The 12,739-nt window shown below is 36.2% G+C and carries 8 protein-coding genes; 2 read left to right on the forward strand and 6 right to left on the reverse strand.

Annotation, left to right across the window (positions count from 1 at the left end; genetic code table 11):
- On the forward strand, positions 1-1,595 hold a 1,595-nt coding region (locus tag DOS84_RS07420), incomplete at its 5' end, for a chitobiase/beta-hexosaminidase C-terminal domain-containing protein (protein WP_124020622.1).
- A gap of 274 nt (positions 1,596-1,869) precedes the next feature.
- On the forward strand, positions 1,870-5,052 hold the full coding sequence (locus DOS84_RS07425) for a starch-binding protein (protein WP_111409503.1): 3,183 nt from the start codon (positions 1,870-1,872) through the stop codon (positions 5,050-5,052).
- 670 nt (positions 5,053-5,722) lie between these two features.
- Here DOS84_RS07425 and DOS84_RS07430 read toward each other — a convergent pair.
- From DOS84_RS07430 to DOS84_RS07455, 6 genes are all read right to left on the reverse strand, one after another.
- A complete protein-coding gene (locus tag DOS84_RS07430; RefSeq protein WP_111409504.1) occupies positions 5,723-6,187 on the reverse strand; it encodes an OsmC family protein in 465 nt (154 codons plus the stop codon).
- An 87-nt stretch (positions 6,188-6,274) separates the two neighbouring features.
- Positions 6,275-7,153, reverse strand: coding sequence for an alpha/beta fold hydrolase (locus DOS84_RS07435; protein ID WP_111409505.1), 879 nt, complete (start codon positions 7,151-7,153; stop codon positions 6,275-6,277).
- A 211-nt stretch (positions 7,154-7,364) separates the two neighbouring features.
- Positions 7,365-8,552: an aldose epimerase family protein gene (locus tag DOS84_RS07440; RefSeq protein ID WP_111409506.1), complete on the reverse strand. Its 1,188-nt coding sequence runs from the start codon at positions 8,550-8,552 to the stop codon at positions 7,365-7,367.
- A 112-nt stretch (positions 8,553-8,664) separates the two neighbouring features.
- Positions 8,665-10,173, reverse strand: coding sequence for an L-arabinose isomerase (gene araA / locus DOS84_RS07445; RefSeq protein WP_111409507.1), 1,509 nt, complete (start codon positions 10,171-10,173; stop codon positions 8,665-8,667).
- Positions 10,174-10,268: 95 nt separating this feature from the next.
- Positions 10,269-10,970 (reverse strand): L-ribulose-5-phosphate 4-epimerase, encoded by a 702-nt coding sequence (locus DOS84_RS07450; protein ID WP_111409736.1) that lies wholly within the window; start codon positions 10,968-10,970, stop codon positions 10,269-10,271.
- On the reverse strand, positions 10,954-12,645 hold the full coding sequence (locus DOS84_RS07455) for a ribulokinase (RefSeq protein WP_111409508.1): 1,692 nt from the start codon (positions 12,643-12,645) through the stop codon (positions 10,954-10,956). Before DOS84_RS07455 ends, DOS84_RS07450 begins: the two co-directional genes overlap by 17 nt.
- Between the last annotated feature and the right edge of the window lie 94 nt (positions 12,646-12,739).

The raw sequence follows: 12,739 nt of genomic DNA on the forward strand, positions 1-12,739 counted from the left end.
CCAATGTGAGTTCGGCTGTAAAAACCGAAGTATATAGTTTTAGTTCTACTCCAGATTTAAGTATTTCGCCAGCAGGAGGAATCTTTGCCATAGGTAACACTGTAAATGTTATTTTGACTGCCAATGTCAATACATCTACTATTTATTATACGACAGATGGAACCGAGCCTACGACAGCTTCAAGTTCAGCAATTGGAACCAAATCTTTAGCAATAACTGCGAATACTACTTTGAAAGCTTTTGTTAAGAATGTTGCCAATATGAGTTCGGTTGTAAAAACCGAAGTATATAGTTTTAGTTCTACTCCAGATTTAAGTATTTCGCCAGCAGGAGGAACCTTTGCCATAGGGAATACTGTAAATGTTATTTTGACTGCCAATGTCAATACATCTACTATTTATTATACAACAGATGGAACCGAGCCTACGACAGCTTCAAGTTCAGCAATTGGAACAAAATCTTTGTCAATGACTGCGAATACTACTTTGAAAGCTTTTGTTAAGAATGTTGCCAATGTGAGTTCTGCTGTAAAAACCGAAGTGTATAGTTTTAGTTCTACCCCTGTGGTTAACATTTCGCCAGTTGGAGGGTCGTTTACAACAGGAGATACTGTAAATGTGGTGTTGACAGCGAGTGCAAATACTTCAACAATTTATTATACCATAGATGGAACCGAGCCAACAACAGCTTCGAATTCTTCGGTTGGAAGTAAATTGTTAGTTATTACAGCCAATACCACTTTGAAAGCCTTTGTTGTAAATACAGCCAATACAAGTTCAGTGATGAAAACCGAAGTGTATAGTTTTAGTGCTGCTCCAGATTTGACTATTGCTCCAGCAGGAGGATCGTTCACAACTGGAAATACTGTAAATGTTGTTTTGACTGCCAATGTAAATACATCAACGATTTATTATACAACAGATGGAACCGAGCCTACGACAGCTTCAAGTTCGGTAATTGGAACAAAATCGTTGTCAATAACAGCGAATACTACTTTGAAAGCTTTTGTTAAGAATCTGGGCAATGTGAGTTCGGCTGTAAAAACTGAAGTGTATAGTTTCACATCAGTGAATGTTCTTACTGTTTATTTTAAACCACCTACTTCTTGGACAGTAGTACCAAAAGTTCAATACTGGAATGCTATTCCTGAAGGAAGTATTGTTAATAGTGTATGGCCTGGATCAGCAATGGTTGCTGATTTAAATGGTTTTTATAAGTATACTATTGTTGGGCCAACTAGTGTTAATTTAATTTTTAGTAACGGCTCGACAGGAGCAAATAATCAAACTGCAGAATTACTAAATAAAACAGATGGTTATTCTTTTTCATGGGAAGAAACACTTGGAAATATTGAAAACGAACGAGTTGAAAATTTGGTTACTATTTATCCTAACCCGGCGAGTGATATTTTACATATCAGCTCTGATTCTCATTCGGTATTTTATCAAATTATAGAGATGCATGGCAGAGTGTTACGAGAAGGTATTCCTGTTAATAACACTATTGATGTGAGTAGTTTAAATGAAGGTATTTATGTAGTTAAAATTAAATTTGAAAATGAGAGACAGTATTATAAGAAGTTTATAAAAAAATAGAAAAGTAAATTTTTTACCCAAAAAGGCTCTTGATGTATCATCATTTAGAGCCTTTTTTTTTGTCAAATAAATTTTCAAATTAAGTGATTTTAACTTGCTGATATTCATTTGGTTATTTATCGGTTTAACTATTTATTAACAAGAACTGCTACTACAACGTTTGATTGTTGATTAGTGTAATAATTTTAGCGAATTAAAATTAAATATGTAAAAAATTATGCTTTTTATTGTTAATTTCATATAATATTAACCCAAATAAACTACAATAAACTTTATGAAATTAAAACATTATTTTTCGATGATTTTGTTTCTTCTCTTCCATTATTTTGTTTTTTCACAAGCAAAAGCAACCGGAAAAGAAGTTATGATCCAGGGTTTTCACTGGACAACAGATGTATCAGCAACTAAATGGTATGAAGTTATAAAAAGCAACTCAGCCACTTTGCAAACTGCTGGTTTTGATGCTATTTGGCTTCCGCCACCTAGTAAATCTACAGGAGGTATGGGGTACATTCCTACTGTATGGTATGATTTGAATAATGCTCAGGGAACACAGGCACAATTAGTGTCTTTGATTACGGATCTGCATTCAAAAAACATCAAAGTGATTGCAGATATTGTGATTAATCATAGAGGGGGAACTCTTGGATGGTATGATTTTTCTACACCATCTTGGAATACACCTACGGAAACTTGGTCTATCTGTAATACTTCCAATATTAGTGCTTCTGGACAAAAGGGAACGGGTGCGCCAGATTATGATCCTGTGGCGGCCGGTTTGAAATCTGCTGGAGAATCAGGTTCATTTTCAGCAGCAAGAGACTTAGACCATTCCAATCCATTAGTTAGAGATGGAATTAAAACTTGGATGAATTGGTTGAAAAACGACATTGGTTTTGATGGATGGCGTTATGATTTTGTACATGGATATGATGGCAAATACATCAAAGAATACAATGATGCCACGAATCCTTATTTTTCAGTAGGAGAATTATTGGAAGGAGATCGAAGCAGAATTGTAAAATGGTTGGATTATACCAAAGGTGGTACTGCTACAGCATCGTCAACTGCTTTTGATTTTGCAACCAAAAGTGCTTTGCAAAATGCATTTAAGGATAATAATTTGAGTTACCTAAAAGATAGTTCTGGAAAAGCTTCAGGATTAATAGGGGTGTGGCCATCTAATGCGGTAACAATGTTGGATAACCATGATACGGGACCAAAACCTTATGGGCAGGACTTATGGATTTTTCCTGGTGATCAAGTATTAAAAGGATATGCTTATTTACTGACACATCCTGGTACACCAATGGTTTGGTGGCCTCATTATTTCAATTGGGGTATCAAAAATGAAATTGATGCCATGATTAAAATAAGAAAAGATAACGGATTGAGCAGCACTTCAAACTTAAACATTGTTGCTGCGACAAACAATTTATATGCTGCTATTATTGATGATAAAGTGGCTATGAAATTGGGATCTGATAATTGGTCACCGTCTGGAACGGGTTGGATTTTGAAAATATCAGGTACAGGTTTTGCAATCTGGGACAAAGGAACTGTCGTTGATGTGCCGAGTTTGACGATTTCTCAGGCTGGAGGTACATTTTCAACTGGAACAACCGTAAGTACGGTATTAACGGCTAATAATACAGCTTCTACAATATATTATACTTTGGATGGTACAACACCTACAACTGCATCAGCTTCTGCTATTGGAACCAAAACGCTTTCTATTACTGCCAATACTACTTTGAAAGCATTTGTAAAAAATACTGCCAATGTAAGTTCTACTGTTTATACAGAGGCTTATATTTTTGCTGCGATTCCAACATTTACAGTTTATTTCAAAAAACCAACGACATGGGCTTCATCCGTAAAAGTGTATTATTGGGGAACAACGGGAACTGCTCCGGTGGTTGCTTGGCCAGGAGTTGCCATGACACAAGATTGTGGGGATTGGTATAAATATACTTTTCCTTCTACAGTAAGCGCTACTAATTTGTTGTTTGACGATGGAACATTAAAAACTGTCGACTTAACAGCAACTGCTGGAATTAAATATTATGATGGTGCATGGTTGAGCGGAGAACCCGTTAATAGATGTCCTGTTGTTGCGCCAGACTTAACTATTTCACCGATAGGAGGGACTTTTACTACTGGAACAACGGTAAGTGCTGTATTGACTGCCAATGTAAATACTTCAACTATTTATTACACATTGGATGGAACGATACCTACAACATCTTCAGCATCGGCTGTTGGGACAAAAACACTGTCAATTACGGCCAATACAACCGTAAAAGCATTGGTGATAAACACAGCAGGTACTTCATCTGCAGTAAAAACCGAAACTTATACTTTTAGTACACCAACAACATTTACGGTTTATTTCAAAAAACCAACAAATTGGAATTCTGCCGTTAAAATTTATTATTGGGGAACAACAGGGACAGCGCCGGTGGTTGCATGGCCTGGAGTTGCCATGACTCAGGATTGTGGTGATTGGTATACATTTACTTTCCCGTCCACAGTTAGTGCCTCTAACTTAATTTTTAACGATGGGACTTTAAAAACTGCAGACTTAACTGCAACTGCAGGAATTAAATATTATGATGCCGCTTGGTTAAGCGCTGAGCCTGCAAACAGATGCCCAGTTGTCACGCCAGATTTGACAATTTTGCCAGCTGGAGGGACATTTACTACAGGAACAACGGTAAGTCCAGTATTGACTGCCAATGTAGCTACATCGACAATTTACTATACATTGGACGGAACTGCTCCTACGACATCTTCGGCTTCTGCTGTTGGAACAAAAACACTTTCAATTACTGCAAATACTACAGTAAAAGCATTTGTAAAAAACACAGGTGGAACATTATCTGCTATAAAAACAGAGGTTTATACTTTTGTTTCCATTCCTACTTTAACGGTTTATTTTAAACCGCCTACTACATGGACAGTAGTGCCAAAAGTACACTATTGGAATGCAGTTCCAACCGGAAGTGTTGCCAATACAACTTGGCCAGGAGTAACTATGGTTGCAGATGTTAATGGTTTCTATAAATATACTATTACAGGACCAACATCCATTAATTTGATTTTCAATAATGGTTCTAGCGGGACAGCTAATCAAACGGCTGATTTATTGAATAAAACAAATGGATATTCCTATACTTGGGGAGCCAGTACTGCTAAATTGGGACTTAAAGAAGAGGTTACAGCTAAAATGACAACAGTTTCTTTATATCCAAACCCAGTGAGTAGTTTATTGCAAATCAGTTCTAGTTCTGCTGCTTTGGATTATCAAATTTTTGCTATGAATGGAAGTGTTGTTCAAGCAGGGAAAGCAATAAATAACAGTATTGATTTAGGTAATTTAAGCGATGGTCTTTATCTTGTTAAGATTCATTTTGAAAATGGATTAGAACATCAGCAAAAAATTATTAAGAGATAAACAGTATAGTTTAAAAATGAAAAAGGCTCAAACCGTATGAACGATTTGAGCCTTTTTTTTATAATTACTTAAGTAGGTATTTTTAAATTTTGACTTAATAGCAGTTGTTTTATAATTGTCCAATCGTGTTTATTAAACAAAAAAACCTCCCGAGGAACTTAAAACCAACATTTGTCAGTTTCTAAACTAGATATTCAACAAATAACTAAATTATATGATAACTAGTATTTAATTTACTTAATCGAAAAGTTAAAAGTTGTTTTTGCTTTATAATTTTCCTGCTCCGCATGTCTCTGACTTTGCGTTTTTTTTAAAGTTCTTGAAAATGCTAAATATGTAAAAAGTCTCCTGACTTTTTACGTAATTTCTTTAGAATTGTTTGCATATCAAGGGTTATAAAAAACTACAAAGTTAGAACCTTTTATTTTGTAGTTTTTTTATTTTTGTTTAAAGAGGGAGCACTTCGATTTATAAACAAACGTTTTGAATTTATAAGATGTTAACGAAAAAAGTCGGGAGACTTTTAGTAGATTTACGTATTACAATAACATCTTTAAAAAAGTTCGAAGTCTGGAGACTTCGCCGAGCGGGAGGGTTGTTGTGAAGATGTAGTTTTTTTTACAACCATATAAGCCATATAAGTTCATGTTAGTAAACTTATATGGCTTATTTATTTTACTTCACAACTTGCATTATGCAAAATAGGAAACTTGCAAGAATTAGCAATAAAACATAATTGATTTGCTTTTTGATGTAAATCCAAAGCTAGTTGAATTTGACTTGAATTGGAAATCTTTACTTCAGGATTTAATGTGACCGTAACAAAACGCCCGCTTCCGTCTGGAGAAACTTCAAGTGTTGCTTCAGCATTGTCTGAATACTCCAAAACTTCTATTCCGTTTTCAGAGCAGACATACAAATAGGACATCATGTGGCAGGAAACTAAACTACTTAAAAGTAAATCTTCCGGATTGTATAATTCTGGATCACCTTTGAAAGCTTTTGCAGCCGAAACATTTAAAACTGGTTTTCCTTCGATTATAATTTTATGGCTTTTGCTGTAAAATCTCTTCGTTGAATCTATTAGATTTTGATCTGAATTCCATTTTGCTTCTGCTTTAAAAAGATGTTTCATTTTGCTAAATTAAGATTTTATAGGTTGTAACAAATTAATCTCACAAAAATGCGAAGCTGTCATAAAAATAAAGCTTTAAGTCTACTTTTATTTACCCCATTTAGTCCAATCCGAATCTGGTCTTTTAAAAGGTTCTGATAAAAACTTATTCGCTAATGCATTAAATACTTCCGGACTTGAAGCCGGTGCAAAATGGGTTTCTCTAGGCATAATACATATTTGTGCTTTAGGTATATTTTCGAAAATTTCAACGGTATGCTCATTTCTGATTACGTCTCTATCACCAGCTATTACAAGCACTTTTGCTTTAATTTTTGATAAATCTTTAGTTGCAATATTAGGTTGATCTGCCAAAAGTCCAGAAATTTGTTTCATTAGATTCCAATTCTCGCTAGTATCTTTTTCTTTAATTTTTGAGATAATCATTTTTCTCATGTTCTGTAGATCTTTTACTGCCCACGAATAAATAGCTGTAGAATCAGGTCTTAAATTTGCCCCCATCGCGACAATTTTCTTTATTTTTGACTTACCCGAAATACCCATTTGTAAAGCAACAATTCCACCATCACTCCATCCAATAATACTTATCGAATCTAGTTTTAACCTATTAACTAATTCCTCTGTATCTTTTGTAATCTGAACGAAGGTCAAAGAATCTGTTTTCAACTCCGATTTGCCTTGCCCTCTATTATCGGCAACAATAACTCTATATTTGCTTTTAAAATAATCAATCTGATTTCCCATTGATTCAATACTTCCTCCATTTCCGTGAATCAATAACAAAGGTTCTCCTTTGCCATATTCTTCATAGTAGATTTTAGCTCCATTGATTTCAGCAAATTTTCCAACAGAGGTGTTTTTACCATAAGGCGTGTCAAATTTAAAATTCATCTCAACCTGAGCATTTGCGATTCCAAATATTGAAGATATTAATAACAGAAGTAATAGTTTGATTGAATTTTTCATTTGTAAATAGTTTTTATAATAGTTATCTCTCAAATATAAGAAATAATTGAATAAATTAACAAAAGCGTTGCAAATTGTAATGTGTTTTAATATTTACAAACAAAAAAACCTCGGAAGTATAACCTCCCGAGGAACTTAAAACCAACAATAGTCAGTTTCTAAACTAGATATTCAACAAATAACCAAATTATATGATAGCTAGTATTTTAAATTACTTAACTGAAAATTTGAAAGTTGTTTTTGTTTTATAATTTTCCCTTGGGTTTAAAACTGTCGTTGGGAAATCTTTTTGATTTGGTGAATCTGGATAATGTTGGGTTTCTAAACAAAAACCTGTTCTGTGGGCATATGTTCCGCCGTTTCTCATTGGTAAAGTTCCGTCAAGGAAGTTACCGGAGTAGAATTGAATTCCCGGTTGATCGGTATATACTTTCAATACTCTTCCGCTTGTTGCGTCATAAGCTGAGGCCGCAAAACGTTCTCCTTTTCCTTGGTTGTTTAGCACCCAACAGTGGTCGTAACCCAATCCTTTTTTCAACTGATCGTCATTGGCACCAATTTCTTTCCCAACCAATTTAGGTTTTCTGAAATCGAAAGGAGTATTGGTTACATCCGTCAATTGTCCTGTTGGAATAAGCGTTGCATCGACTGGCACCAATTTATCTGCATCGATTGTGATTTCGTGATTCAAAATTGGTTTAGAGAAATCAGATGACAGGTTGAAATACGAGTGCTGTGTTAAGTTCACAACCGTTTTCTTATCGGTTGTAGCTTCATACAATACGTCCAATGCATTGTCTTTGTTCAACGTGTAGGTTACAAAAACTGTTAAGTTTCCAGGATAGCCTTCTTCCATGTCTTTGGCTACATACTTCAATTTTAGAGAAGCTGAGTCACCGCCTTTGGCTTCCTCTGCTGTCCAAACCACTCTGTGGAAACCTTCCGGTCCTCCGTGCAAAGCATTTGGTTCGTTGTTGATGGCCAATGAATATTGTTTTCCATCCAAAGTAAATTTTCCTTTCGCAATACGGTTTCCATATCTTCCGATAAGGGCTCCAAAATACGGATTGGCTTTCATGTATTGTTCCAATGAGTTAAAACCAATAACCACCTCTTCGGATTTCCCCGCTTTGTTAGGCACTTTTAACGAAGTGATAATACCACCGTAAGTGATGATGTTTACTTCCATGCCTTTGTGGTTTTTCAGCGTGTATTGGTCTATTTGCACCCCTTTGTCTGTTTTACCATAAACCGTTTTGGCTATAGATACTAAATCAGTAGCCTTAGCTTCGAGAGCAGTTTCTGCTGCATCTTCTTTTTTTTCTCCTTTGCACTGCACATTCATACTCGCTAAACTTAAAATGGAAATTCCATAAATACAACGTTTTACTAGATTCATAAATTATTTAGTTTTTTAGTTAATTAAAAGCGTAAAGTTTAAAGCCCTAAAGGCGAAAGTTAAAAAATTAACTGGAGGTTTCGACTTTAGGGCTTTATAGTTTTATGTTAAATTATAAACGGTGCTGGAAGATATGGAAATAAGCTTCATTAGCATTGATAGTATCTTTGAAATTACGGATAGTGGTATTTGCATCAATTACCAATAATTCGATACCGGCAATATCGGCAAAATCTTCCATAAATTCAGTAGTTACCGCTTGGCTGTAAACCGTATGGTGCGCACCACCAGCAAGAATCCAAGCAGTTGCAGCGATATCAAGGTTTGGTTTGCAATCCCACAATACGCGTGCCACTGGAAGTTTTGGTAAATCGGCCATTGGTTTTACAGCTGTTACTTCGTTTACGATTAATCTGAAACGGGTTCCCATATCCACAAGTGACACATTGATAGCATCTCCAGCAGGTGAATTAAACACCAAACGAGCTGGATCTTCTTTTCCTCCAATTCCTAATGGATGTACTTCGCAATTTGGTTTTCCATCAGCGATAGATGGACAAATTTCCAACATGTGTGATCCTAAAACATAAGATTTTTGAGGTGTAAAGTGATAGGTGTAATCTTCCATAAATGAAGTTCCTCCTTCAAGTCCCACATTCATTACTTTCAAAGCTCTAACCATTGCAGCCGTTTTCCAGTCTCCTTCACCACCAAAACCGTAACCATCGGCCATTAAACGTTGCGTTGCAATTCCAGGGAGTTGTTTCCAAACACCCAAGTTTTCAAAAGTATCGGTAAAAGCTCCGAAACCGCCCTCTTCCAAGAAAGCTCTCAATCCCAATTCGATTTTTGCTGCATCTGCCAATGATTGTCTTTGTGCACCGCCTTCTTTCAATGATGGAGTCAAATTATAAGAAGCTTCATAAAGTGCCAATAAATCATTCAATTGTTTATCTGTTATTTTCTCGATATGTTTGGTCACATCCGAGGAATCGAAACCATTAACTGAAACTCCAAAACGAATTTGGGCTTCTACTTTATCACCTTCGGTAACGGCAACTTCACGCATATTGTCACCAATACGGGCTACTTTCAGGTTTTGAAGTTCGTTCCAACCTAATGCCACTCTTGTCCAGTTTCCTATTTTGGTTTGAACGCGTTCGTCTTCCCAGTGTCCTACAATCACTTTGCGTTTTTTACGCATTCTGGACATGATAAAACCAAATTCTCTGTCTCCGTGAGCCGATTGGTTCAAGTTCATAAAGTCCATGTCAATACTAGCCCAAGGGATTTCAGCGTTGAATTGTGTATGTAAGTGACATAATGGTTTATTCAAAATGCTTAAGCCACCAATCCACATTTTGGCTGGTGAAAAAGTGTGCATCCAAGCCACGATACCAATACAGTTTTTATTGGAATTTGCCTCCAAACATACATTCGTGATTTGTGCAGGTGATTTTACTACATCTTTGTATACCAATTTTACTGGTAATTTTGAGGATGCGTCCAATCCTTTTGCAATTATTTGAGAATGTTCGGCTACTTTTCTTAATGTTTCTTCACCGTATAATTCTTGGCTCCCTACTACAAACCAAATTTCTTTTTGAGATATATCTATCATTATAATATTTTGTTTAAAATTGTTTAAAGTTTAAAATTGTTTAAAGTTTCGTTTTAGTTTAAACAACTTTAAACTAAAGAAACCTTAAACTAAAATTACTGTCCGTAATAGGAATCTTTTCCGTGTTTGCGTTCGTAATGCTTTTTGATTAGAGAATCTTTCAATCGAGGAGCATTAGGATTTATTTGCAAAGTCAGATAGGCCATTTCAGCTACGACTTCCAATACTTTACTGTTGTAAACTGCTTTGGCAGCGTTTTTTCCCCAAGCAAATGGTCCGTGATTTCCTATCAGAATCATTTCTACTTCTTCGTACGAAAGGTTTTTTTCTTTGAAACAATCCAAAATCTGGATTCCGGTATTGTGTTCGTAGTTTCCTTCGATAAGTGAATCGGCCATTGGCGCTGCACAAGGAATATCGGCGGTCAAGTGATCGGCATGAGTGGTTCCAAAAATTGGAATATCGCGTTGCGATTGTGCCCAAGCTACCGAATAGGTCGCATGCGTATGTGCCACACCACCAATGTTTGGCCAGTTCTTGTATAAATAAGCATGTGTTTTGGTATCCGAAGAGGGACGCATACTGCCTTCAATGATGTTGTTGTCAAAATCGACAATAACAATGTCTTCCGGTTTTAGGTCTTCATAAGGAACTCCGCTTGGTTTAATGGCGAAAACACCATTTTTGCGATCGACAGCGCTAACGTTTCCAAAAGTGTAAACTACCAAATTCAATGCGTTCAACTGCATATTCGCTTCGTAGCATTCTTGCTTTAAGTCTTTATATATAGAGCTCATGTTGTTGTTTTTTAATGGATGGATCTGCATAAGCACTTAATTGGTCGTATGCCAAAAGCAACTTGTTATAAGCAGCTACTTTGTCGAGTTGTGGAGCATATTCGCTTTCAAAAGGGCTTCCCATTTTTTGAGCCGCTTCAATTACGTTTGGATAAATTCCGGCAGCAACGGCAGCATAAATAGCAGCTCCCAATGCAGGTGCTTGATCTGATAAAGCTACTTTGATAGGTTTGTTCAATACATTGGCTAATGTTTGCATGATGAATGGCGATTTACGAGCCACACCACCAATACCAATTACGGTGTCAATTCGAACGCCTTCTTCTTCAAAACGATCTACAATTTTTTTAGAACCAAAACAAATGGCATTTACCAATGATTTGAATACATGCGGTGCTTTTGTTCCTAAAGATAAATTTGCAATGGCGCTTTTAAGTTCTTGATTCGCATCTGGAGTTCTTCTTCCATTAATCCAGTCCAATGCTACTGGAACACTTTCGGATAATGGTATTTTCTCTGCTTCGGCAGTTAATTGTATGATTAAATTGTCGCTGATTTCAGCTTTCAATTGTTCTTTTTGTTCGTCGGTCAAAAGGGTAGAGGCAGTCAATAAATTTTCTGTTGGCCATAATAATAATTCTTTGTACCAAGCCAATAAATCCCCAAAAGCAGATTGTCCCGCTTCAAGACCTATGAATCCTGGAATTACCGATCCGTCAACTTGTCCACAAATTCCACGAACGGTTTTTGTTCCGATAGACTCTTTAGTATCAACAATAATATCACAAGTAGAGGTTCCCATTACACGTACCAAAGTGTGTTCGTCTATTTTGGCTCCTACTGCTCCTGAATGTGCATCGAATGTACCTACTGCGATTACAGTATCTGTTGAAAGTCCCAATTTGGTAGCCCATTCTTGGTTTAAATGACCCGCTACCAAATCTGAAGTATAAGTTTCATCGTATAATCTTCCGCGAAGCGATGCCAAATACGGATCCAATTTTTCTAAAAATGCTGTAGGAGGTAAACCGTTCCAGTCTTCGTGCCACATCGCTTTGTGGCCTGCGGCGCAACGGCTTCTTTTGAACGATTTTAAGTCTTTATTGTCAATCAATAAGTAGGTCATTAAATCACAATGTTCCATCCAAGTATAGGCCGCTTTTTTTACCGCTTCATCTTGTCTGGCAACATGAAGAATTTTTGCCCAAAACCACTCAGATGAATAGATTCCACCTTCGTATTTAGTGAAATTTTCTCCGCCCCAGTTGGACGCTAATTCATTGATTTCGTTCGCTTCATTTATTGCCGTGTGATCTTTCCATAAAACCATCATGGCATTGGGATTATGTTCAAAACCTTTGGTCAGTGCCAATGGAGTTCCATCTTCGGCAACTGGCACTGGAGAAGATCCTGTAGTGTCAATGCAAATGCTTCGAATTAAGGAGGAATCTACTTTGCTATTTTCAACTACATATTTTATGGTAGTTTCCAACCCTTCGATATGATCCAAAGGATGTTGACGAAACTGATTTATTGAGGCATTACAATATTCTTTATTTTTCCATCGCTTGTAATCACAAACGCTTGATGCTAATTCCTGTCCATTTTCAGTGTCTATCAATACTGCACGAACAGAATCTGAGCCGTAATCTAATCCTATTACATAATTTTTCATCACAAATACTTTTTTAATACGTACAAATATATATAATTATTTAATAAGTGTATAAAAAACACTTAATTTATTTTGCATTGACATTTTTATTGAA

Source organism: Flavobacterium aquariorum, from assembly GCF_003254745.1.
Lineage (GTDB): Bacteria > Bacteroidota > Bacteroidia > Flavobacteriales > Flavobacteriaceae > Flavobacterium > Flavobacterium aquariorum.

Excerpts from the sequence above, each read along its gene's own strand:
- DOS84_RS07425 (WP_111409503.1), top strand. The coding sequence starts at position 1,870 with ATGAAATTAAAACATTATTTTTCGATGATTTTGTTTCTTCTCTTCCAT.
- DOS84_RS07430 (WP_111409504.1), bottom strand. The coding sequence starts at position 6,187 with ATGAAACATCTTTTTAAAGCAGAAGCAAAATGGAATTCAGATCAAAAT.
- DOS84_RS07435 (WP_111409505.1), bottom strand. The coding sequence starts at position 7,153 with ATGAAAAATTCAATCAAACTATTACTTCTGTTATTAATATCTTCAATA.
- DOS84_RS07440 (WP_111409506.1), bottom strand. The coding sequence starts at position 8,552 with ATGAATCTAGTAAAACGTTGTATTTATGGAATTTCCATTTTAAGTTTA.
- araA (WP_111409507.1), bottom strand. The coding sequence starts at position 10,173 with ATGATAGATATATCTCAAAAAGAAATTTGGTTTGTAGTAGGGAGCCAA.
- DOS84_RS07450 (WP_111409736.1), bottom strand. The coding sequence starts at position 10,970 with ATGAGCTCTATATATAAAGACTTAAAGCAAGAATGCTACGAAGCGAAT.
- DOS84_RS07455 (WP_111409508.1), bottom strand. The coding sequence starts at position 12,645 with ATGAAAAATTATGTAATAGGATTAGATTACGGCTCAGATTCTGTTCGT.